This is a genomic window from Rhodobacter sp. P2_H5, from assembly GCF_056403335.1.
This window is the reverse complement of record NZ_JBFUFS010000008.1, coordinates 61,650-83,828: the sequence shown is the minus strand read 5'-3', so window position 1 is coordinate 83,828 and position 22,179 is coordinate 61,650. Positions and strand designations below refer to the sequence as shown.

General features: G+C 65.3%; 17 protein-coding genes. 7 read left to right on the top strand and 10 right to left on the bottom strand.

The features are described 5' to 3' along the window. Positions 1 to 8 precede the first annotated feature (8 nt). The 3 genes from acs to AC1DVR_RS12780 all read left to right on the top strand — a co-directional run bounded on the left by acs (position 9) and on the right by AC1DVR_RS12780 (position 5,541). A complete protein-coding gene (gene acs / locus AC1DVR_RS12790) occupies positions 9 to 1,967 on the top strand; it encodes an acetate--CoA ligase (protein ID WP_478000964.1) in 1,959 nt (652 codons plus the stop codon). Between the two features lie 311 nt (positions 1,968 to 2,278). Next, positions 2,279 to 4,354: an MFS transporter gene (locus AC1DVR_RS12785; RefSeq protein WP_478000963.1), complete on the top strand. Its 2,076-nt coding sequence runs from the start codon at positions 2,279 to 2,281 to the stop codon at positions 4,352 to 4,354. Between the two features lie 212 nt (positions 4,355 to 4,566). Then, complete coding sequence (locus AC1DVR_RS12780; RefSeq protein ID WP_478000962.1) at positions 4,567 to 5,541, top strand: hypothetical protein; 975 nt, start codon at positions 4,567 to 4,569, stop codon at positions 5,539 to 5,541. A 5-nt stretch (positions 5,542 to 5,546) separates the two neighbouring features. On the opposite strand, the gene AC1DVR_RS12775 is transcribed toward AC1DVR_RS12780, so the two are convergent. From AC1DVR_RS12775 to tpa, 10 genes are all read right to left on the bottom strand, one after another. Next, a complete protein-coding gene (locus AC1DVR_RS12775) occupies positions 5,547 to 6,419 on the bottom strand; it encodes a dimethyl sulfoxide reductase anchor subunit family protein (protein ID WP_478000961.1) in 873 nt (290 codons plus the stop codon). Further along, positions 6,419 to 7,162, bottom strand: coding sequence for a 4Fe-4S dicluster domain-containing protein (locus tag AC1DVR_RS12770; RefSeq protein ID WP_478000960.1), 744 nt, complete (start codon positions 7,160 to 7,162; stop codon positions 6,419 to 6,421). The genes AC1DVR_RS12775 and AC1DVR_RS12770 overlap by 1 nt, the downstream gene beginning before the upstream one ends. Before the next feature lie 154 nt (positions 7,163 to 7,316). Then, complete coding sequence (locus AC1DVR_RS12765; RefSeq protein ID WP_478000959.1) at positions 7,317 to 10,103, bottom strand: molybdopterin-dependent oxidoreductase; 2,787 nt, start codon at positions 10,101 to 10,103, stop codon at positions 7,317 to 7,319. 96 nt (positions 10,104 to 10,199) lie between these two features. Continuing rightward, a complete protein-coding gene (locus tag AC1DVR_RS12760) occupies positions 10,200 to 11,219 on the bottom strand; it encodes an acetate/propionate family kinase (protein ID WP_478000958.1) in 1,020 nt (339 codons plus the stop codon). After that, entirely contained in the window at positions 11,220 to 11,966 is a 747-nt protein-coding gene (locus AC1DVR_RS12755; RefSeq protein ID WP_478000957.1) for a sulfite exporter TauE/SafE family protein, read from the bottom strand. It abuts the gene before it with no gap. After that, the gene (phnX, locus tag AC1DVR_RS12750; RefSeq protein WP_478000956.1) at positions 11,963 to 12,760 is read right to left on the bottom strand and encodes a phosphonoacetaldehyde hydrolase; all 798 of its coding nucleotides are present in this window, start codon (positions 12,758 to 12,760) and stop codon (positions 11,963 to 11,965) included. Before phnX ends, AC1DVR_RS12755 begins: the two co-directional genes overlap by 4 nt. Beyond that, positions 12,760 to 13,881, bottom strand: coding sequence for a TIGR03364 family FAD-dependent oxidoreductase (locus AC1DVR_RS12745; protein ID WP_478000955.1), 1,122 nt, complete (start codon positions 13,879 to 13,881; stop codon positions 12,760 to 12,762). The genes phnX and AC1DVR_RS12745 overlap by 1 nt, the downstream gene beginning before the upstream one ends. Next, a complete protein-coding gene (gene xsc, locus AC1DVR_RS12740) occupies positions 13,881 to 15,656 on the bottom strand; it encodes a sulfoacetaldehyde acetyltransferase (protein WP_478000954.1) in 1,776 nt (591 codons plus the stop codon). Before xsc ends, AC1DVR_RS12745 begins: the two co-directional genes overlap by 1 nt. A gap of 252 nt (positions 15,657 to 15,908) precedes the next feature. Beyond that, complete coding sequence (gene pdxR, locus AC1DVR_RS12735; protein ID WP_478000953.1) at positions 15,909 to 17,357, bottom strand: MocR-like pyridoxine biosynthesis transcription factor PdxR; 1,449 nt, start codon at positions 17,355 to 17,357, stop codon at positions 15,909 to 15,911. 135 nt (positions 17,358 to 17,492) lie between these two features. Continuing rightward, positions 17,493 to 18,866: a hypotaurine--pyruvate aminotransferase Tpa gene (gene tpa, locus AC1DVR_RS12730; protein WP_478000952.1), complete on the bottom strand. Its 1,374-nt coding sequence runs from the start codon at positions 18,864 to 18,866 to the stop codon at positions 17,493 to 17,495. A 287-nt stretch (positions 18,867 to 19,153) separates the two neighbouring features. Here tpa and AC1DVR_RS12725 point away from each other — a divergent pair, with 287 nt between their 5' ends. The 4 genes from AC1DVR_RS12725 to AC1DVR_RS12710 are packed head-to-tail and all read left to right on the top strand — an operon-like array spanning position 19,154 to position 22,141. Then, the gene (locus tag AC1DVR_RS12725) at positions 19,154 to 20,059 is read left to right on the top strand and encodes a 2-dehydro-3-deoxygalactonokinase (protein ID WP_478000951.1); all 906 of its coding nucleotides are present in this window, start codon (positions 19,154 to 19,156) and stop codon (positions 20,057 to 20,059) included. A 1-nt stretch (position 20,060) separates the two neighbouring features. Beyond that, positions 20,061 to 20,693 (top strand): 2-dehydro-3-deoxy-6-phosphogalactonate aldolase, encoded by a 633-nt coding sequence (locus AC1DVR_RS12720; RefSeq protein ID WP_478000950.1) that lies wholly within the window; start codon positions 20,061 to 20,063, stop codon positions 20,691 to 20,693. A 2-nt stretch (positions 20,694 to 20,695) separates the two neighbouring features. After that, positions 20,696 to 21,553 carry an SMP-30/gluconolactonase/LRE family protein gene (locus tag AC1DVR_RS12715; RefSeq protein WP_478000949.1) on the top strand — a complete coding sequence of 286 codons (858 nt, stop codon included), beginning with the start codon at positions 20,696 to 20,698 and terminating at the stop codon, positions 21,551 to 21,553. Between the two features lie 15 nt (positions 21,554 to 21,568). Next, complete coding sequence (locus AC1DVR_RS12710; protein ID WP_478000948.1) at positions 21,569 to 22,141, top strand: SIS domain-containing protein; 573 nt, start codon at positions 21,569 to 21,571, stop codon at positions 22,139 to 22,141. Positions 22,142 to 22,179: the final 38 nt, after the last annotated feature.

Sequence of the window (22,179 nt, the reverse complement as noted above, 5' to 3'; positions counted from 1 at the left end):
AGGACTGAATGACGGATCGTGCGCCGGCGGTTTACACCGCCACCACCGAGTTTACTTCCAAGGCCCATGTGACTCCGGCAGGCTATAAAGCCCGCTACGAGGCCTCGATGACCGACCCCGAAACCTTCTGGGGGGTCGAAGGCCGCCGGATTGACTGGATCAAGCCCTATACCCGCGTCAAGAACACCTCCTTCACCCTGGGGGAGGTTTCAATCAAGTGGTACGAGGACGGCACCACCAACGTCTCGGCCAATTGCATCGACCGCCACATGGTCAAGCGCGCCAACCAGACCGCGATCATCTGGGAGCCCGATGACCCCAAGACGCCGTCGCGCCACATCACCTATGCCGAGCTTCTGGAGCAGACCTGCCGTCTGGCCAATGTGCTCAAGGCCCATGGCGTGAAGAAGGGCGACCGCGTTGTCCTTTACATGCCGATGATCCCCGAGGCGGCCTTCGCCATGCTGGCCTGCACAAGGATCGGCGCGATCCATTCCATCGTCTTCGGCGGCTTCTCGCCCGACGCCCTGGCCAACCGGATCAACGATTCCGAGGCCCGCGTCGTGATCACCGCCGATTTCGGCCCACGCGCCGGCAAGAAGACCCCGCTGAAGGCCAATGCCGACCAGGCGCTGTTGCACTGCAAGGACAATGTGAAATGCCTCGTGGTCAAACACACCGGGGATGAGACGCACTGGACGCAGGGCCGCGATTTCGACCTCAAGGCCGAGATGGCCGCAGCCTCCCCCTATTGCCCCTATACCGAGATGGGGGCGGAGGATCCGCTCTTCATCCTTTATACTTCGGGTTCGACCGGCAAGCCGAAGGGTGTCGTCCATACCACCGGCGGCTACCTCGTCTACGCGGCGATGACGCATGAGATGACCTTCGATTACCACGACGGCGACATCTTCTGGTGCACCGCCGATGTGGGCTGGGTCACCGGGCACAGCTATATCGTCTACGGCCCGCTCGCCAATGGCGCCACGACCGTGATGTTCGAAGGCGTCCCCACCTTCCCCGACGCCGGACGGTTCTGGGAGGTGATCGCAAAGCACAAGGTCACCCAGTTCTACACCGCCCCGACCGCGATCCGCTCGCTGATGGGCATGGGGCTGGAGCTGGTCGAGAAGCACGACCTGTCGTCCCTGCGCCTTCTGGGTTCGGTCGGCGAGCCGATCAACCCCGAGGCCTGGAACTGGTACTTCCACAACATCGGCAAGGGCAACTGCCCGATCGTCGACACGTTCTGGCAGACCGAAACCGGCGGCCACCTGATCACGCCGCTGCCGGGCGCCGTGCCGCAAAAGCCCGGTTCGGCCACCCTGCCCTTCTTCGGCGTCAAGCCCGAGGTGCTGGACCCGGCCAATGGCCATGTCCTGTCGCAGACCGAGACGGAAGGCGTCCTCTGCATCGCCGACAGCTGGCCGGGCCAGATGCGCACGCTCTGGGGCGACCACAAGCGGTTCGAAGAGGCCTATTTCGCGCAATACCCGGGCTATTACTTCACCGGCGACGGCTGCCGCCGCGATGCGGATGGCTATTACTGGATCACCGGCCGCGTCGATGACGTCTTGAACGTCTCGGGCCACCGTCTGGGCACCGCCGAGGTCGAAAGCGCCCTCGTCGCCCACCCGAAAGTCGCCGAAAGTGCCGTGGTCGGCTACCCGCATGACATCAAGGGCCAGGGCATCTACGCCTATGTCACCCTGATGCAGGGGATCGAGCCTTCCGAGGAGCTGCGCAAGGACCTGGTGAAATGGGTCCGCACCGAGATCGGGCCGATCGCCACGCCGGACCTGATCCAATGGGCGCCCGGCCTGCCGAAAACCCGCTCGGGCAAGATCATGCGCCGCATCCTGCGCAAGATCGCCGAGAACGACTTCGCGGCCCTGGGCGACACCTCGACCCTGGCCGATCCGACGGTCGTCGACGACCTGATCGAAAACCGCATGAACCGGGCCTGAGACCCGCAAGGGTCAGGCACCGGCCCGACATCCCGGCCCCGCTGGGCCGGGACAGAAGGCCCCGCCCGCAAGGGCTCACGGCAGAAAAACCCGCCCGCAAGGAGCCGGGGAGGAAGAACCCGACCGCAAGGACCCGGGGGAGAGGATTCCCCGACCGCAAGGGCGGGGGAGAGGGGCTCGCCCGCAGGGGCGAGACAGGAAGGACCCGCCCGAAGGGACGGGAGGGAAGGGCCGGAGGTTGAGCATTCCGCCTGAAGGGCAGGACCGCTCAGTCAAGCAAACATAAAGACTTGCACTAAGGGAGAGAGACAATGTCAATAGGAACGGCAGATGTGGGCGCCCGCTCGCGTCCGATGTCAGCCTCGGAAAGGAAGGTCATTCTGGCCTCCTCGATGGGGACGATCTTCGAATGGTACGACTTCTACCTCTATGGCTCGCTGTCGGCCTATATCGGCGCGCAGTTCTTCACGCCCTTCCCGGAAGCGGCACGGAACATCTTCGCGCTTCTGGCCTTTGCGGCAGGCTTTCTGGTGCGTCCCTTCGGCGCCCTTGTCTTCGGCTCGCTGGGCGACCTGATCGGGCGGAAGTATACCTTCCTCGTCACCATCCTGATCATGGGCGGCTCGACATTCCTTGTGGGTCTTCTGCCGGGCTATCAAAGCTGGGGCATCGCGGCGCCGATCATCCTGATCGGTCTTCGGATGCTGCAGGGTCTGGCGCTTGGCGGTGAATATGGCGGGGCGGCGGTCTATGTGGCCGAACACGCGCCGCAAAACCGGCGCGGCTATTACACCTCCTTCATCCAGACCACGGCCACCGGCGGCCTCCTGCTGTCGCTGGTCGTCATCCTGGTGGTGACGCCGCTCATTGCCAACAACTTCCCGGCCGTGGCGCAGATGGGCCTCGACGGCCTGCCGGCACTGGATGCCAAGGGCAATCCGGTCGTGCTGGACGCCTGGAAAGCCTGGGGCTGGCGCGTGCCGTTCCTGCTGTCGGCCTTCCTTCTGCTGATCTCGCTCTATATCCGCATGACCATGTCGGAAAGCCCGGTCTTCCAGAAGATGAAAGCCGAGGGCGCTGCCTCGAAAGCACCGCTGCGTGAGGCTTTCGGCCAGTGGAAGAACGCCAAGATCGCGCTGATCGCGCTCTTCGGTCTGACCATGGGCCAGGCGGTCGTCTGGTACTCGGGCCAGTTCTACGCCCTGACCTTCCTGCAATCGGTCGTGAAAGTGGACAGCTTCACCGCCAACGTCTTCGTCGCGGCTTCGCTGATCCTCGGCACCTGGGGCTTCATCTTCTTCGGCAGCCTGTCGGACAAGATCGGCCGCAAGCCGGTGATCCTGCTCGGCTGCCTTCTGGCCGCGCTGACCTACTTCCCGGTCTTCCAGTTCATCACCAAGACCGCGAACCCGGCGCTTTACGCCGCCCAGCAGACCGTCATCACCGTGTCGGCCGACCCGGCGGATTGCTCCTTCCAGTTCAACCCGGTCGGGACCGCCAAGTTCACCCACAGCTGCGACAACGTGAAGGCGCTGCTGCTGAAGAACTCGGTCAACTCGGTCACCGTCGATGCGCCCGCCGGCACCGTGGCCAGCGTCAAGATCGGCGACACCGAGATCCCGGGCTATGACGGGACCAAGAATGCCGCCGAGATCGCCGCCGCCAAGACCGCGATGGATACCGCCAAGGCCGCGATCGACCCGGGCATGATGACGCCCCTGACCGACGCCCAAAAGGCGCTGGAGAAAGCCAAGGGCGCTGCCGCCGACGCCGACAAGGCGCTGAAGGCCGCCGCCGATGATGCCGCCAAGGCCACGGCGCAAACGGCCCTCGATGCCGCCAATGCCGCCGTGACCGCAGCGCAGACCGCGCTCGACACCGCTCGCTCGGCCCTTCCCGCCGACAAGCTGGCCGCACTTGATACCGCCGCGGCCGATGTGGCCAAGGCAAACGGCGTGAAGGCCACCTTCGAGAAGGCCGTCAACGACGCGCTTCTGGCGGCGGGCTACCCCCTGATCGCCAAGGACAATACCACCGTGGCCAAGGTCAACACCTTTGGCGACGTCTTCAAGGCGCAGAACCTGACGGTGATCATCACCCTGACCTATCTGATCCTTCTGGTGACGATGGTCTACGGCCCGATCGCCGCCCAGCTGGTCGAACTTTACCCGACCCGGATCCGCTACTCCGGCCTGTCCCTGCCCTACCACATCGGCAACGGCTGGTTCGGCGGCCTGCTGCCCGCGCTCGTCCTGGCCATCTCGGCCCAGACCGGCAACATCTACTCGGGCCTGTGGTATCCGATCATCATCGCGGGCATCACCGTCGTGATCGGCGCGCTGCTGGTGCCGAACGGCACGCACAAGAAGTCGATCTTCTCGGAGTGAGGCTTCCCTCATGAGTTGCGCGGGCCGGAGATCCTTCTCCGGCCCGTTTGCTTTGGCCCGTTTGCTTTGGCCCGTTTGCTTTGCACCTCATGCGCTGCCTCGCAGCAAAGTCACAATCTTGGCACGGAATAGCTGAAATCCGGTGATGAAAGCTTGGAGCACAGCGCCCGCGGACCGCAAGATCCGGGGCATGATTCTGCAAGGGGACTGCAATGACCGAGGCGGCCGAATCCATCATCTTCGTGGTCGACGGCAAGAAGCTGGAGGCGATGGCGCTGGTTCTGGCCGCCTCGCTGGCGCGCCAGCACGACCCGAGGGAGGTGCAGCTGATCGCCTATGTCTCGGACGCCTATGCCCCGAGCCTGGAACCCGCCACCCGCGCCCTCTTTGATGCTTGCCATGTCCGGATCGACCCTCTGCCCTCGGGTGAGGGGCGGTGGAAGAAGGCCTACCCGCATGGCAACAAGCTTCTGGCCTGCGCCGCCCCGCGCTCCAGCCGCCGCACCACCTTTCTGGACACCGACATGGTCTGCCAGGCCCCGATCACCGGCATCCCCGGCGCCGACCCGCACGAGGTCTATGCCGTGCCCGAAGGCAAGCCGACCTGGGGCAAGGACGGCGACGCCTGGGAACGCGCCTACCGTTTCTTCGACCTGCCGATGCCCGAGGCGCGGGTCAGGCTGACCCGGGGTCGCTTTCTGGAGTTCGTGCCCTATTTCAACGCCGGCTTCGTCTCGTTCAGCGATCTGCCGCTCGACGAGGACGGCCGCAATTTCGGCGCGCTCTGGCTCGATCATGCCAGCCGCTTCGACTTTGGCTGCGCCGTCGCCAACAAGAGGCCCTGGCTCGATCAGGTCACCCTGCCCCTGGTGATGGCGAGCTATGGCCTGAACTGCCTGGTCCTGCCCGAGGTCTTCAACTACTCGATCTCGGAACGCGAGGATCTGAGCCAGGTCGCCGAGGCCAAGATGGTGCATTACCACAAGCCCGCCTATTTCAACACCTTGCCCCATGCGGGCGAATTCCTCGACCTCGCCCGGTCGAAGGTGCCCGGCCCTCTGCAAGCCAACCTGGAGAGCCTGCTGGAAGTCTTCACCGAGGCCCCACCGCGCCAATACGACGCGGAGGATGCCGAAGCGGGCGGGCAAGACGACCCGGCCCTGCCCGCGAAAATCGCCGTCGACTGAGGCTTCTAGCGTTGGCCGTAATACAGGCCCACGACATGCTCCGCCTGGGCAAAGAACAGCCAGCGCGCCGCCAGCGCCCCGCAAAGGTGCACCAACGCGACCCCGGCAAACAGCACCGGGCTCGGCGGCAAAAGCAACAAGAGGAAGGGCACGCCGGCCCCGGCGCCCAGCGCGATCAGGCGCAACTTCTCCACATGCTTGCGGCCAACGACATGGATCATCTCGCGCATCAGGTAATTGGGCGAGGTATGGGGCTGTTCAAAGACCGTGACCTTTCCGATCCGGTCGAGCCCGGTCGCCGTGCCGATCGTCTGCGCCGCCCGGGCGAAAGCCGTGTCACCAAAGCGGAAAGCGGCCAGCAGCGCCAGCGCCACCAGAAGGCAGCCCAGAAGCGCCAGCCCGCGGTTGCCCGACAGGATCGCCCCGCCGCAGAGCATGAAGCTGAAGAACAAAGCCGGCGTCGTGGGGCTATGCCAGCGCGGCACGGTCTTGAGCTGGCCATAGATCATCGAAGTGGTGAGCACCGTCGCCAACGCCAGCAACGCCCCCACCTGACCGACCCCTCGCCAGAGGCCGAGCCCGAAGATATCCGACAGCGCCATCGGCGCCAGGACCACCAGACAGGCGACCGAGGCCCAGGCCTCGCGGCTGAGCCAGGAGCTTTGCCACTGGCTGAAGGCCTTCATGGCATTCTTGCGGTTGCCGAGGTGGAAGGTCGAGGCGGCAAGCCCCCCGACCGCGAGGCCATAGCCGAGCCCCCAGTGAAAGAAGGCCGCCCAGCCCGAAGGCGCGGGCCATCCAAGTCCAAGGAAGGCCAGAAGGCCAAAGCCCATGCCGGACAGAACGGTGAAAGCGATGACAGAGGGGGCCGGATGCATCAGATTTTCCCCAGAACCTTGTCAAGCCAGCCGGCAAAACCGCTCGCCCGGATGTCGAGCAGTGGCGCCAGAACAGAGGCTTCCTGCGGGCGGTCCTTCTTCCTCGGCGGCAGGTATTTGTTGGTGGGCTTGGTCTTGAGGTCGGGCATCAGATCATAGCCGCCGCGTTCGGCCACCAGTTTGGAAACCTTGCTGTTTGGATCGGCGAAATCACCGAAATGGCGCGCGCCGGTCGGGCAGGTGCGCACGCAGGCCGGCTCGCGGTCCTCCTCGGGCAGGTTCTCGTTGTAGATGCGGTCGACGCAGAGGGTGCATTTCTTCATCACCCCCGCCGCCTGATCCAACTCGCGCGCGCCGTAAGGGCAGGCCCAGGCGCAGAGGCCGCAGCCGATGCAGGCATCTTCATTGACCAGAACGATGCCATCCTCGACCCGCTTGTAGCTGGCCCCGGTCGGACAGACCGGCACGCAAGGCGCATCCTCGCAATGCAGGCAGGAGCGCGGGAAGGTGATGATCTGCGCCGCACCGTCGTCGGGCCGGACCTGATAGCTGTGCACCCGGTTGAGGAAGACGCCAGAAGGGTCTGATCCGTAAGGATTTTGGTCCGACAGGTTGCCGCTGTCGCCCTTACTTTGATCGTTCCAGCCCTTGCAGGCGGTGACACAGGCCTGACAGCCGACGCAGGTGTCAAGGTCGATCGCCAGACCCAGTTTTTTCTCGGTATGGGTGGGAAGCTGGGTCATGTGCGATCCTCGCAGGCTTGGGTCGCAGTCACAAATTTTCTGCGAAAATTTCTGTCCTTCCGAATTTTCTGCGAAAATTCCCGATCTTTCGCTGAAAGGTCGGCTTCTGATTTTTCGCAGAAAAATCGTGCGGCGCAGCGGATGACAGCTTGCCTCATGCCCGGTCCTTCCCCTGCGGCACGACGCGCGGGATCGGCGGCAGATCGGGCGCGGCATGATCTTTCGGCCCGACATTCTCGATCCGCACCCGCAGATCGAACCAGGCCGCCTGCCCCGTCACCGGGTCCGAATTGGAATAGCGCAAGCCATCGCCCTTTTCCGGCAAAAGCTCGGAGATCAGGTGGTTCAGCAAGAAGCCCTCATTCGCCTCGGGCGCGCCTTCGTCCAGCGCCCAGGCCGCCTTGCGCTTGCCGATCGCGTTCCAGGTCCAGATCGTGTTCTCGTTCAGCGCGGCCATATGGGCGACCGGCGCCGTGATGGCGCCGCTGGGCGAGGTCACACGGGCAAAGTCACCTGCCTTGAAGCCATGCTCCTCCCAGATCCGGGTCGGAATATAGAGGAAGTTCTTGCCCCTGATCTGCCGCAGCCAGGCGTTCTGGCTGCCCCAGGAATGATACATGTCCATCGGCCTTTGCGTCAGGGCGTGGATCGGATAGCCCCAGCCCTTCGCCTCAAGGTCGCCGAAGGGCGGATACCACAGCGGCAGCGGGTCCATCGCCTGTTTCAAGCGGCCACGCAGATGGTCGGGGGGCTGGATCGGCCCCTGCCCCTCAGCCGCCAGCTGGAACTTGCGCATCGGCTCGGACCAGATCGCGAAAAGATAGGGCTGCGGGGACTCATAGAACGAGGTTTCGACCGCCCAGTTCTGATAGTCCATGTTCCAGGGTTTGAAGAACAGCCCCGCCTCGGGCACATGGGCCTGATAGAAGCCGCCGTTTGCGATATAGGCGGCGATCTGGTCGGGGTTGGCCTCGCCCCGCCCCTCCTTGTCGCCCTCTGCGCCGCGAAAGCCGATCAGCGGGCCGACGCCGGGGCGGCGGATGTGGTTCTGGATGTAGTCGGCGTAGTCCTTGAACTTGGGGCTGCCGTCTTCCTTGATCATCGGCGCCAGCCCCAGCCTTGCGCCAAGGTCCAGAAGCACCGACTGGAAGCCGCGCACATCGCGGTCAGGCTCCTGCACCGGCCAGCGGATGCTGTCGCCCGCCGCATCGGGCTCGGAAATCGGGCGGTCGAGCAGGCTGATGCAGTCGTGGCGTTCCAGATAGGTCGTGTCGGGCAGGATCAGGTCGGCATAGGCCACCATTTCCGAGGCATAGGCGTCGGAATAGATGATCCGCGGGATGACGTATTCGCCGTCCGGACCCTTGTCGGTCAGCATCTCCAGCACCTTGGCGGTGTTCATCGACGAGTTCCACGCCATGTTCGCCATGTACAAAAACAGCGTGTCGATCCGGTAGGGATCGCCGGCATGGGCATTGGGGATCAGCATGTGCATCATGCCATGGGCGGAGAAGGGGTTCTCCCAGGTGAACGCCTTGTCGATCCGGGCGGGGGTGCCGTCTTCCTTCAGCGCCAGCTGTTCCGGCCCGCGCACATAGCCGAGATGGGGCCCTGACAGCGGCTTGCCCGGGGCGGTGACGAAATGCGGGGTCGGATGGGCCTCGACCGGTTTGGGATAGGGCGGCTTCAGCCGGTAGCCGCCGGGGGTTTCGACGGTGCCGAGCACGATCTGCAACAGATGCAGGGCGCGGGCGGTCTGGAAGCCGTTGGAATGGGCCGAGATTCCGCGCATCGCGTGGAAGCTGACCGGCCGGCCGGGCATCGTGTCGTGATGATCGCCGCGGAAATCGGTCCAGCTCTGCTTGATCTCGATCGCCTGGTTGAAGGCCACATCGGCCAGCTCCGCCGCAAGGCCGCGGATGCGGGCTGCCGGGATGCCGCAGCGCGCGGCCACTGCTTCCGGAGCATAGTCGGGCGAAAGATACCGTTCCGCCATATGCTGGAACACCGTCCGGTGCCCCTGCCAGACAGCGCCCAAATCGGGCTGCACGCCCTTGCCATCCCAGGGCGCCGGCTGACCGGTGCGCTTGTCGATCACGAAGGGCTGGCTTTCGGCGTTCTTGACGAAGAGACCCTTCTCCGGCCCCTCCGTCTCGTTGATCAGCAAAGGCGCGTTGGTCCAGCGGGCGAGGTAGTCGAGGTCAACCTTCCCCGCCTCCAGCAGGCAATGGATCAGCGACAGGATCAAAAGCCCGTCGGTGCCCGGCGTGATGCCGTACCAGTCATCGGCAATCGCATTATATCCGGTGCGGATCGGATTTACCCCGATCACCCGCGCCCCGCGCCCCTTCAGCTTGCCAAGCCCGATCTTGATCGGGTTGCTGTCGTGATCCTCGGCCACGCCGAACATGACGAACAGCTTGGTGCGCTCCCAATCCGGCTGGCCAAACTCCCAGAATGCCCCGCCGATCGTGTAGATCCCGCCCGCCGCCATGTTGACCGAGCAAAACCCGCCATGTGCCGCGTAATTCGGCGTGCCGAAGGCTTGCGCCCACCAGCCGGTGAAGCTTTGGCTCTGGTCGCGCCCGGTGAAGAAGGCCAGCTTCTCTGGCGCCGTCTCGCGCAGCGGTTTCATCCAGGACACCGCCAGCGACAGCGCCTCCTCCCAGGAAATCGGCTCGAACGCGCCCGAGCCGCGCGGCCCGACCCGCCGCAACGGCTGTTGCAGGCGCGAAGGTGCCGTGACCTGCATGATCCCCGAGGCGCCCTTGGCGCAGAGCACCCCCTTGTTGACCGGATGGTCGCGGTTGCCCTCGATATAGGACACTTTCCCCGAGCGCAGATGCACGTTGATGCCGCAGCGACAGGCGCACATGTAGCAGGTGGTCTTGCGGATCTCGTCCGAGACAGGCGGGGAGGTGTTGACGATGGGCGCGTTCATGACGGTCCTCTGCTCGCTTCTTTCGGGACAATATCTTGAGGTTTTCCGGCTTTACCAGATGAATTTCCCGAAAACCCGCCACGGGCCGGAATTTCTTTACGGGCCGATCAGGGCGGCGGCCTCCACCGCGATCTGGCGTTCTTCCTCGGCGGGCACGATCAGCATGGGATTCTCTCCTGCCCAGGCCAGCCCGGTCCTGATGGCGCCGCGCACCCTGGCGTCATTCTCGCCGATGCCGCCGGTGAAGGCCACGCCGTCCAGCCCGCCCATCGCCGCGATCATGCTGCCGGCATGGCGGATCGCCCAATAGATGAAATGGTCGATGGCAAAGCGCGCCTCCCGCGTGCCCGCCGCATGAAGCGCGCGCATGTCGCTGGTCCCGCCCAGCCCCATGAGGCCGGACCCCCGGTTGAGGATCCGGCTCGCCGCCTCCAGCCCGTTGACCTCGGCCAGGCGCAGCACCGCGTTGCCGTCGATATCACCGGTGCGGGTGCCCATGGTCACGCCCGACAAAGGGGAATAGCCCATCGTGGTGGCCACCGAGCACCCGTCCAGGATCGCGCACAGCGAGGCGCCATTGCCCAGATGCAAGGCCAGCAGGCGGCGCGGCAGCGGGCCAGCCATGCGCAACTTGCGCACCAGGCTCGCGTAGCTCAAGCCATGAAAGCCGTAGCGGCGCAGGCCCAGCGCCTCGGCCTCGGGCGGCAGGGCGTAGCGGGTGGCGACTTCCGGGTTGGTGGCGTGAAAGGCGGTGTCAAAGCTGGCGAATTGCGCAAGGTCGGGGGCGAGCCGCTCCAGCGCGCTGATGCCGGTCAGGTTGGCCGGGTTGTGCAGGGGGGCGAGGGGGATGCAGGCCTCGATCTTGGCCGCGACCTCGGGCGTGATCCGGGTCGGGTGGGTCAGACTAGCGCCGCCATGCACGACGCGGTGGGCTGCGGCCTTCAGGCTGGTGAAGGGCACGGCCATCTGCGCCAGACCCTGCTCCAAAGCCTCCAGATGGGTGGCGGGGCCGGTGGAGCCGATCTCCTCCAGCCGCGCCTGCGCCACCTCGGCCAGGCCTTCGTCAAATACCGCCAGCTTGACCGAGGACGACCCGGCATTGACCACAAGCAGCATTCACAGCACCGACTTCAAAAGGCCAAGCGTGGCAAGAAAGGCCAGCAAACCTATGGCAAACTTGCGAAAATCCTGCGGGTCTGTGTTGAGGAAATGCCGTGACCCCAGCCAGTTGCCCAGGAAAACCAGCGGCAGCGTGATGAGCGAGGCCCAGAGCGTGTCCCAGGTCACCATCCCGCTCAGCCAGTACATCGGCGCCGAATAGATATCGAGGATCGGGAAGTAGGCCACCAAAGTCGCGCGGAAGACCGAAGCATTCATGCTTTGCGCAGCGAAAAAGGCCGCCACCGGCAGCCCGCCCATCCCCGGCGCATTGGCGAGGCCGGAGACGACGCCGGCCGCGAAATTCCCCGCCGTCCCCACCTCGTGCTTCAGCTTCCAGCCGATCAGAAGGACCACGCACATCAAAAGCACATAGCCCGAAATCACCGCCCGCGCCGCATCGGCGGAGATCGAGGTCAGCGCCCAAAGCCCGAGCGGCAGGCCCACCGCAGCCCCCAGCGACAGCAGGATCACCCGCCGCCAGTCGACATCGGGGCCGACATGCTTCCAGGCCTGCACCGACATGACGACCTCGCAAAGCATGACGACGGCCACGAAATGCAAGGGGTTGGTGACCAGCCCCGAAGAGGCGATCACCAGCGCCGAAAAGCCAAAGCCGGAATAGCCCCGCACGAAGGCCGAGATCAGGATGGCAAAGCCCATCCAGACCGCCGCGCCAAGCCCCAGGTCAAAGGGCAGCGTCACGGGCGCTCACCACGGGCGAGGCGGCCTTCGATGTCATCGAGAACCGCGTCGATATCGGCCACCGAATCAATGACATAATGCGCCCCGGTCCGGCGCAGGTCGGCATAGGCGGAAGCCTTCATCGTGGCATATTCCTCAGCCGTCAAAGCCGCCGTTTCCGCCGGGTTCAGGCCAAAGGCATTGCCCGAGATCGCCACCCCCACCGTCCAACAGCCCGCATTCAGCCCCTCGCCAATGCCGACGCCGGTGTCATCGACCTTCACGACAGCCCAGGCCGGCCAGACGCCGAGGTCGAGGAAGGTCCGGTACATCATCATCGCCGAGGGCCGCGCTTCGGAGAGGTCTCCGGCGCAAACCAGGTTGTCCGGCTCATAGCCTTGCGCCTTGGCCAAGGGCAGCACCTTGGCCATGATCGAGCGCGTATAGCCGGTGGTCGAGCCGATCTTCAGCCCCCGCGCCCGCATCCGGTTGATGGCAGGGACGGCGCCTGCGATCATCGTGCAGTAATCGGTCACCGCCTCGACATTCATCGGCACGAAGACCTCATAGACCCGGTCGATCGCCGCCTCGTCCGGAGCCGAGCCTTGCGCGGCCTTCCAGGCCTCGGCGATGCGCGGGGCGCTCATCAGGGTCTTGATATGGTCGCGCTTGGCCATGCCCATCGGGCCGCGGGCCTCGGCGATGGTAATGTCGACGCCGAAGCTTTTGAAAGCCTTGACGAAAACCCCCATCGGCGCCTGGGACCCGTGATCGATCACCGTGCCCGCCCAGTCGAATACCGCCGCTTTCAGCATCATGCTCTCCCGTAAATCTCGTCAATGGTTTCCTCGCCGATGGCGAAAGAGGTGCTGGCCCCGGTGCCCGAGGTCACGATGACCAGCCGCGTCTGATCATCGATCGTCTCGCGCATCATCGTCTCCGGCCCCGAGGCATAGGTGCCATTCCAGCGCTCGGTGATCCGGGCGCCCGGCACGTTCAGGACCGCGTGGAGTTCCTCCATGATCAGGTCATCGACCTCGGCCCGCTGGAAGGGCGAGGGCGACCAGTCGTAATGGTGGCTGTCGCCGACGATCAACCCGCCATCGGCGCCCTGCACCACGATCAGGTGGATGCCCTCGGCGAGCGTGCGCGGCTGTTCGGCGCGCAGGCGGGCCTTGATCGGCTCGGATTCCGGCAGTTCGGCATAGCCGAGGTAGCGCACCAGGCTCTGGTCCGACATGATCGAGCCCGGCAGCTTGATCGGGGTTGCGGGCTTCACCTTCATCATGTGGAGCCGGCAGCGGGTGATCTGGTGGCGGGCGATGACCTCCGGATACAGCGTCAGCATGTCGTCACCGGGGCAGACCACGACCTGGGTGGCCTCGATGGCGCCCGAGGTGGTCAGAAGCCGCCCCGGCTGCACCTCTTTCACCAGGGTCTTGCGCAGGAAGGTCACGCCCAGGCTTTCGATCCAGGCGGCGAGCTTGGCAATCGCAAAGCGGCTTTCGACACGGCGGTCATGGCTGGACCAGAGCGCGCCCTGAATGGGGTTGCCCGACAGGATCGCGCCATGCTGCGCCGTGGTTTCGGCGGCGGTCAGAAGGTGACAGCCCTGCCCCATCTCGGTGGCCATGAAGGCCTCAAGGCAGTCCATCGCCTCCGGCCGCTGCGCCACGACCAGAAGCCCCTGATGTTCAATGGCAATTCCGGCCTTGGGCGCCACCTCGGCCCAGACGTCACGACTGCGCATGGCGCGGGCGTAACACGCCCCCGCCTGCTGACCCGTCACCGTGACAAAGCCGAAATTGCGGACCGAGGCGCCGATGGCCTGCTCTTCCCGGTCCACCACCACGACCTTCAGCCCCCGGCGCGTGGCGGCCAAAGCATGGGCCAGCCCCAAAATCCCCGCGCCGACAATCGCCAGATCGTAAGCCATCAGACCACCTGGGGCCGCATGTCGGCCTTGGAGATCCCGGCGACCTCCACCGGCTTCTTCATCGCGTCGCGGCGGAAGGGCTCGCCGAGTTCCTGGTTGATCATCGCCTCGATCAGCGTGGTCTTGCCATGGTTCATCTGATCGTCGATCGCCTTGCGCAGCGCCGCGGTCAGCTCCTCCATCGTGCGGGCCACCACGCCCTGCAGCCCGCAAGCCTGGGCGATCCCGGCATAGGACACGCCCTCGTTCAACTCGGTGCCGACGAAATTGTCGTCATACCACAGGGTGGAGTTGCGCTTTTCCGCGCCCCATTGGTAGTTGCGGAACACGACCTGCGTGATCGCCGGCCATTCGCCCCGGCCAATCGCGGTCAGTTCGGTGACCGCGATGCCAAAGGCGCCGTCGCCGGAAAAGCCCACGACCGGGGTATCCGGGCAAGCGATCTTGGCCCCCACGACCGAGGGCAGACCATAGCCGCAAGGCCCAAAAAGCCCCGGCGCCAAGTACTTGCGGCCCGCTTCAAAGGTCGGATAGGCGTTGCCGATGGCGCAGTTGTTCCCGATGTCGGAGGAGATGATCGCCTCTTTCGGCAAGGCGCTCTGGATCGCGCGCCAGGCCATCCGCGGGCTCATCCAATCGGGCTTGGCCGACCGCGCGCGCTGGTTCCAGGTGGTGCCCACGTCGTCCTGTTCGTGGTCCATTGAGGCCAGTTCCTGCGCCCAACGGGATTTCGTCACCCCGATCAGATCGCGCCGCGCGGTGCGGCCCTCATCCCCCGCCGTGCCGGACAGCCGCGCGAGGATCCCCTCGGCGACCGCTTTCGCATCGCCGATGATGCCAACGGTGACCTTCTTGGTCAGGCCGATGCGGGCGGGGTTGATATCGACCTGGATGATCTTGGCCTCTTTCGGCCAGTAATCGAGGCCATAGCCCGGCAGGGTGGAAAACGGGTTGAGCCGCGTGCCCAAGGCCAGAACCACATCGGCCTTGGCAATCAGCTCCATCCCGGCCTTGTTGCCGTTATAGCCCAGGGGGCCCGCGAAGAGCGGATGCGAGCCCGGGAAGGCGTCATTGTGCTGATAACCGACGCAAACCGGCGCATCCAGCCGCTCGGCCAGGGCCATCGAGGCCGGGATCGCGCCGCCCAGAACCACGCCCGCCCCGTTCAGGATCACCGGGAACTTGGCAGAGGACAAAAGCGCCGCCGCCTCGGCCAAAGCATGATCGCCGCCCGTGGGGCGTTCGAACTCGACCACGCGGGGCAGGTCGATGTCGATGACTTGGGTGAAGTAATCGCGCGGCACGTTGATCTGCGCCGGGGCCGACATCCGCTTGGCGGTCTGGATGACGCGGGCCAGAACCTCGGCCATGCGGGAAGGGTCGCGGACCTCTTCCTGATAGCAGACCATGTCCTTGAACAGGGCCATCTGCTCGACCTCCTGGAAACCGCCCTGACCGATGGTCTTGTTGGCGGCTTGCGGGGTCACCAGCAGCAACGGCGTGTGGTTCCAGTAGGCGGTCTTCACGGCGGTGACGAAATTGGTGATGCCGGGGCCGTTCTGCGCGATCATCATCGACATCTTGCCCGAGGCGCGGGTGAAGCCGTCGGCCATCATCCCGCCCGAGCCTTCATGGGCGCAGTCCCAGAAGGTGATGCCGGCTTTGGGGAAAATATCCGAGATCGGCATGAAGGCCGAGCCGATGATGCCAAAGACATGCTCGATGCCGTGGATCTGCAGGGTTTTGACGAAGGCTTCTTCGGTGGTCATGCGCATGGGAGGCTCCTGTTTCGGCTTTGGCAAGGTTGTAGCCCTGCGATGTCCCGGCCCTTAGGTCCAGTACGGATCCCGCCATAGGGCCAGAGCTCCGCGCGGCGCCCCTGTCCCCCCAGACAAGTAGGCCAAGGCTGCGGGCGGGGATGAAGACTTCGTTAATATCGCAGGCGATATCCTTTTGTGTCAAGGACTTGCCCGCGATTGCACGCGTGCAATGCCTCGCTTTCGCGGCCCATCCTGCGGCGATGCGGCCTATTTCATCGCGGCGGCGATGCGGGCGATGCCCTCGGGGATCCTGGTCTGGGGAATCGAGCCATAGCCGAGACGGTAGTGGTGGCGATCCTCGCGGGCGGGGTCAAAGAAGGTGCGCCCCGGTTCAATCAACACGCCATCGGCGCGCAGCCTGGCGGCCAGCGGCTCGGTATCAATCGGCGCGCGCATCCAAAAGCTGGAGCCGCCGAAACCGCCCTGCCCGGCCACGGTCAGGCCATGGGCGGCAATCGCCTCCTCCATCACCTGACGGCGACGCCGGAAGGCCGAGCGCATCCGGTTGATCAGGGTGTCGTAGTGGCCGAGCGACAGGAAATAGGCCATGGTCCGCTGGATATGCCCCGGCGGGTGGCGCAAGGACATCAGCCGCAGCGCTCGCGCCTCGCGGATGAAACCCGGCGGGCCCACGAGATAGCCCAGCCGCATCCCCGGAAACACCGATTTCGAGAAGGACCCGGCGTAGATCACCCGCCCCTCGGCATCGAGGCTCTTCAGCGCCGGCGAAACCGGCTTCAGGAACGACATCTCGAATTCGTAATCATCCTCGACGATGACAAAGCCTTCCCGCCCGGCGGCTTCCAGCAAAGCGCGGCGGCGCTCGAGCGGCATGGTGGCATTGGTCGGGCATTGGTGCGAGGCGGTGGTAAAGACCACATCCATCCCCCTGGGGATCGCATCGGGCGGCAGGCCATCGGCATCGACATCGACCGACAGGACCTCGGTCCCGCTGGCGCCGAGGATGGCGCGCAGGCCGGGATAACCCGGGTTCTCCATCGCCGCCCGCCGCCCGGGGCCCAGAAGGCAGGCCGCGGTCAGCCAGAGCGCATTCTGCGCCCCCATGGTCAGCAAGACCTCATCCTCGCGCGCCGCGATCCCCCGCTTGGGCAGGATCTGGCGTAGCAGGTATTCGATCAGCAAGGGGTCGTCGCGCTCGTAATAATCCGCCGTCATCGCGGCAAAATCGCGCCGCCCCAAGGCACGGACCGCGCAAAGCCGCCAGTTCTGATGGTCAAACAGGCTCGCGTCAGCCTGGCCATAGATGAAAGGATAGGGATAACGCTCCCAGTCATCGGGCCGGTCGACGCCACGCTGGCCGGAAAAGCGGCCGGCGATGCGGCCAAACTCCGCCGCCTCGGCCCGCACCGCCTGGGCCGGCAACTCACTGGCCAGAGGCGCGTTTTCCGAGACGAAATAACCCGACCGCCCCCGCGCCGCGAGATATTCCTGCGCCACCATCTCGGCATAGGCCAGCGTCACGGTCAGCCGGCTGACCTGCAGATGCGCCGCCAGCCCGCGCGACGAGGGCAACTTGGCCCCCGGCCGGAACCGCCCCGACAGAACCCCCTCGGTCACCATCTGCCGGATGCGCTGTTGCAGGCTGCCGCGCTCGGCCGCCGGCAGGACAAAAGCTTCGGGGGGGATCGTCGCCATCAGGGCCTCCATCGCGCGATTGGCCCCGCGCGCCCCGCCAAAGTCAAGGGGCGCGGAGTTCTCCCCCCGCACCCCCCATTTCATTGGTCCATAAATATCCCACGGAGGTCCGGGGGTGTGAAACCCCCGGCGCTCTCAGCCGAAAACCCGGGTCAGAGCATTGTCGATGGCCCCGGTGATGGCATCGATGTCATCCGCCGTCGCAATCAGCGCGGGCGAGAGGCACAGCGTGTTGTTCAGCCCCGGGATCGAGCGGTTGGTCATCCCGATGATCACGCCATTCGCGTTGCAATCGGCCACGACGGCGGCGACCTTCTTCTCGTCCATCGGCTCCTTGGTCACCCGGTCCGCCACCAGTTCCGCGCCGCAGAACAGGCCCTTGCCGCGCACATCGCCGATGACTTTATGCTTTTCCATCAGGGCATTGAGGTTGTCGATCACCCGGGCCCCCATCTTCAGGGTGTTGTCCAAGAGGCCCTCATCCTCGATGATCCGCATGTTCTCCAAAGCCGCCGCCGGCCCCGCCGTGCAGCCGCCGAAGGTGGAGATGTCGCGGAAATAGCTCAAGGGATCCGCCGCATCGTCCTTGAACATCGCAAAGACCTCTTCGGTCGTCACGGTGCAGGAAATCGCGGCATAGCCGGAGGCCACGCCCTTGGCCATGGTCACAAAATCAGGCTTGATGCCGAAATGCTGGTAGCCGAACCAGACCCCGGTCCGGCCCACGCCGCAGACCACTTCGTCGATGTGCAGCAGGATGTTGTACTTCTTGCAGATCTCCTGCACCCGCTCCCAATAGCCCTTCGGCGGCACGATCACGCCGCCGCCGGCGGTCACCGGCTCCAGCACCAGCGCCCCCACGGTATCCGGGCCTTCGCGCAGGATGACCTCTTCGATCGCGTCAGCGGCGCGCTCGCCGTAGTTCTCGACATCCCACTGCTTGCGGTATTCCAGGCAATGCGGGACCATCACGAAACCCTCGGGATAGGGCCCGTACTGCATCGCACGCTCGGCCTGACCGGAGGTCGCCAGCGCTGCGATCGTGGTACCGTGGTAGTCGCGCTCGCGGTAGAGGATCTTCCACTTCTTGCCGCCATGATGCTTGTGGCTGATCTGCCGCACCATCTTGTAGACCTTCTCGTTGGCTTCCGAGCCCGAGTTGGAATAATAGACGCGGCTCAGCCCCGGCATCTTGGAGATCAGCTTTTCGGCGAACAGCGCGCCGGGAACCGAGCCGTTGGAGCCGGCGAAATAGTTCATCTTGACCAGTTGATCGGCCACGACCTTGGCGATGCTCTCGCGGCCATAGCCCACGTTGACCGTCCAGACCGCACCCGACACGGCGTCGATATATTCGCGCCCCTTGGCGTCCCAGACCCGCAGGCCCTTGCCTTCGACGATCACCCGGGGATCGACGGTTTCATATTGCTTGTGCTGGCTCAGATGGTGCCAGACATGGGCCTTGTCGGCCGCAACAACGCCGCTCAGGTCGTTGGTCATCGTGTTCATCGGTCTCTCCTACAAGCGCCGTCGGGCATGGGCTTTCAAATGACGAATCGAACCACGCATCCGCGCGGTCTCGCCAGCCAGATGATCCGCATCATCGGCCTTCCTCAAGGGCGGCGTTAGGTCCAGAGCCTGACGGGCCATAGTGCCAGAGCCGCCCGCGCCGGTTTGCCGCCGTTTCCCCCGCAGGCCCCGCCGCCCCTGCCAAAGACTTGTGCGATTTTTCAAAGCGGCAATTGCCCTTGGCGCCGCAAAAGGGCAAAACTCCCGGGCAAAAGAAGGAGACTGCCATGCCTGCAACAGGGACCGCCACCTGGATCGCCGTCGATTGGGGCACGTCGAACATGCGGGCCTGGGCGATGGGCGATGGCGCGATCCTGGCCGAGGGCCGCAGCGAAAAGGGGATGGGCAAGCTCGCCCCCGCCGAGTTCGAGGCCGCCTTGCTGGAGGTGATCGCCCCCTGGCTCGGCGCAGGCCCGACCCCGGTTCTGGCCTGCGGCATGGTCGGCGCCCGGCAGGGCTGGCAAGAGGCCACCTACCGCGCCGTGCCCTGCACCCCCACCGACCCCGAGGGCCTCATCAAGGTCGCAACCCAGGACAAACGCCTTGATGTCCGCATCGCGCCCGGCCTCTCCCAGGCCAAACCCGCCGACGTGATGCGCGGCGAGGAGACGCAACTGGCCGGGGCCATTGCGCTCTATCCCGGTTTCGACGGCGTCTTTTGCCTGCCCGGCACCCATTCCAAATGGGCGCAGGTTTCGGCGGGCGAGGTCGTCTCGTTCCAGACCTACATGACGGGCGAACTCTTCGCGCTCCTCTCCTCCCAATCCGTCCTGCGCCATTCGCTGACTGCCGAGGGCTGGGACGATGCGTCCTTCGACGAGGGCCTGGACGAGGCCCTGTCGCGCCCCGACCGCATCGCCGCGCGTCTCTTTTCGCTGCGTGCCGAGGGCCTGCTGCATGGCCTGACCTCTGCCCAGGCCCGCGCCCGGCTGTCGGGCCTTTTGATCGGGATCGAGCTGGCCGGGGCCAAGCCCTATTGGCTGGGCCAGGAGGTCAAGCTGATCGGGGCGGCGAAACTGTCGGCCTCCTATGCCCGCGCCCTTGCCACCCAGGGGTTGAAAGCCGACATCCTCGATGACACCGCCTGCACCCTGGCGGGTCTGTCCGCCCTTCATGCCAAGCTGAAAGCATAAGATGACCCAAGCCCTGCACCACAAGCGCAACCTGATCGCCATCCTGCGCGGCCTGACCCCGGCCGAGGCGCTGCCGGTCGGGGAGGCCCTGATCGCCGCCGGCATCACGCGGATCGAAGTGCCCTTGAACTCGCCGCATCCGATGACCTCGATCGCCACCATGGCCAAGGCCTTCGGCCACCACGCCGAGATCGGCGCCGGCACGGTGCTGACGGTCAAGGATGTGCAGGAGGTGCAGGACGCCGGCGGCACGCTGATCGTCTCGCCCAACTGCGACCCCGAGGTGATCGCCGCCACCAAGGCGCGCGGCATGGCCTCCTGGCCCGGCGTGATGACGCCGACCGAATGCTTTGCGGCGCTGAAGGCCGGGGCGGATGGGCTGAAGATCTTCCCGGCCAACCTGATCGGCCCGGACGGGCTGAAAGCCATGCGGGCCATCCTGCCCAAGGGAACGGCGGTCTATGCGGTGGGCGGGGCGGGCGCCTCGAACTTCGGGCAATGGTTCAAGGCCGGGGCGGATGGCTTCGGCATCGGCACAGCACTTTACACGCCGGGTCTGGCGCTGGACCAGATCACCGCCCGCGCCAGTGAAATCGTCGCGGCCTATGACGCCGCAGCCCAGACAGGAGCCTGAGCATGATCTATGACGACCGTCGCTGCGAGCTGGGCGAAGGGGTGATCTGGCACCCCTCGCAGGGCGAACTTTTCTGGTTCGACATCATCAACGGCACGCTGATGTCGAGCAATGGCAACGGCCCGCGCGCGTGGCAGATGCCCAAGATGGCCTCAGCCATGGCCTATGTCGGCTATTATGTCGTGATGATCGCGGGCGAAGGCGAATGCTTCCTCTATTCGCTCGACACCGGCGAGGCGCTGACGCTCTGCACCCTGGAAGAGGACAAGCCGCAGAACCGCCCGAACGACGGCAAGACCGACCGCCAGGGCGGTTTCTGGATCGGCACGATGCAGAAGGAAGACGAAGGGCGTGAGGGCAAGGGCGCCATCTACCGCCTGTTCAAGGGAGAGAAGCGCAAGCTTTTTGGCGGCATCTCGATCCCCAATGCGATCTGCTTTGCCCCGGATGGCAAGACCGCCTATTTCGCCGACACCATGGCGCAGCTGGTCTGGAAAGTGGCGCTGGACGACGACGGCTGGCCCGCGGGCGAGCGCGAGGTCTTCCTCGACTTCACCGGGACCGAGATCTTCCCCGATGGCGCCACGATCGACGCCGAGGGCAATTTCTGGAACGCGCAATGGGGCGCCGGGCGGGTGGCATGCTACTCCCCCGCCGGCGAATTCCTCAGCGAGGTCAAGGTCGATGCGCCCCATACCTCCTGCCCGGCCTTCGGCGGCCCCGGCCTGACCACGCTTTACGTCACCACCGCCCTGCAAGGCATGACCGAGGCGGAACGCGCCGCCTACCCCGACGCCGGCAAGGTCTTTGCCTTCGAAGGCGCGGGCAAGGGTCTTGAAGAGCCGAAGTTCCTGTCCTGACCCCTTGGAGCCGCCATGACCGCATCCCCGCCGACCCTCGCCGACCTTGCCGCCGCCGCCACCGAAGAGCTGCGGCAAGGCTGCGCCACGGTGTCGGAAGCGGAACTGCAGGCTTTGGCGCAAGCCATCGCCGCCGCGAAAAAGATCGTGGTCTATGGCTGCGGACGCGAGGGGCTGATGCTGCGGGCGCTGGCGATGCGGCTTTATCACCTTGGCCGCGATGTCCATGTGCAGGGCGACATGTCCTGCCCGCCGGTCGGCGCGGGAGACCTTCTGCTGGTGGGTTCGGGCCCGGGGCGGCTGTCCACCGTGGCGGCGCTGATCGGTCAGGCCAGGGCCGCGGGCGCCCTTGTCGCCTGCGTGACGGCGGAACCGCAGGGGCCGGACCCAGAGGCCAGCGATCTGGTTCTGGTGATTCCCGTCCAGACCATGGCGCGCGACCAGCATGCCCCGACGTCAGTCCTGCCGATGGGCTCGGTTTTCGAAGGGGCGATGTTTCTGGTCTTTGAACTTCTCGTCCTGCTTTTGCGCCCGCTTTTGCAGGAAAGCCCAGAATCTATGCGCACGCGCCATACAAATCTCGAATAGCCACCTGACCAGGCGGCGAAAAATTATTCGCTTGCACA

What these genes read in the sequence shown, in the direction of transcription:
- tpa (WP_478000952.1), bottom strand. Translation starts at nt 18,866, where the DNA reads ATGAACACGATGACCAACGACCTGAGCGGCGTTGTTGCGGCCGACAAG.
- xsc (WP_478000954.1), bottom strand. Translation starts at nt 15,656, where the DNA reads ATGCGCATGACCACCGAAGAAGCCTTCGTCAAAACCCTGCAGATCCAC.
- AC1DVR_RS12785 (WP_478000963.1), top strand. Translation starts at nt 2,279, where the DNA reads ATGTCAATAGGAACGGCAGATGTGGGCGCCCGCTCGCGTCCGATGTCA.
- phnX (WP_478000956.1), bottom strand. Translation starts at nt 12,760, where the DNA reads ATGCTGAAAGCGGCGGTATTCGACTGGGCGGGCACGGTGATCGATCAC.
- AC1DVR_RS12780 (WP_478000962.1), top strand. Translation starts at nt 4,567, where the DNA reads ATGACCGAGGCGGCCGAATCCATCATCTTCGTGGTCGACGGCAAGAAG.
- AC1DVR_RS12765 (WP_478000959.1), bottom strand. Translation starts at nt 10,103, where the DNA reads ATGAACGCGCCCATCGTCAACACCTCCCCGCCTGTCTCGGACGAGATC.
- AC1DVR_RS12760 (WP_478000958.1), bottom strand. Translation starts at nt 11,219, where the DNA reads ATGCTGCTTGTGGTCAATGCCGGGTCGTCCTCGGTCAAGCTGGCGGTA.
- AC1DVR_RS12775 (WP_478000961.1), bottom strand. Translation starts at nt 6,419, where the DNA reads ATGCATCCGGCCCCCTCTGTCATCGCTTTCACCGTTCTGTCCGGCATG.
- pdxR (WP_478000953.1), bottom strand. Translation starts at nt 17,357, where the DNA reads ATGGCGACGATCCCCCCCGAAGCTTTTGTCCTGCCGGCGGCCGAGCGC.
- AC1DVR_RS12720 (WP_478000950.1), top strand. Translation starts at nt 20,061, where the DNA reads ATGACCCAAGCCCTGCACCACAAGCGCAACCTGATCGCCATCCTGCGC.
- AC1DVR_RS12745 (WP_478000955.1), bottom strand. Translation starts at nt 13,881, where the DNA reads ATGGCTTACGATCTGGCGATTGTCGGCGCGGGGATTTTGGGGCTGGCC.
- AC1DVR_RS12710 (WP_478000948.1), top strand. Translation starts at nt 21,569, where the DNA reads ATGACCGCATCCCCGCCGACCCTCGCCGACCTTGCCGCCGCCGCCACC.
- AC1DVR_RS12725 (WP_478000951.1), top strand. Translation starts at nt 19,154, where the DNA reads ATGCCTGCAACAGGGACCGCCACCTGGATCGCCGTCGATTGGGGCACG.
- AC1DVR_RS12770 (WP_478000960.1), bottom strand. Translation starts at nt 7,162, where the DNA reads ATGACCCAGCTTCCCACCCATACCGAGAAAAAACTGGGTCTGGCGATC.
- AC1DVR_RS12715 (WP_478000949.1), top strand. Translation starts at nt 20,696, where the DNA reads ATGATCTATGACGACCGTCGCTGCGAGCTGGGCGAAGGGGTGATCTGG.
- acs (WP_478000964.1), top strand. Translation starts at nt 9, where the DNA reads ATGACGGATCGTGCGCCGGCGGTTTACACCGCCACCACCGAGTTTACT.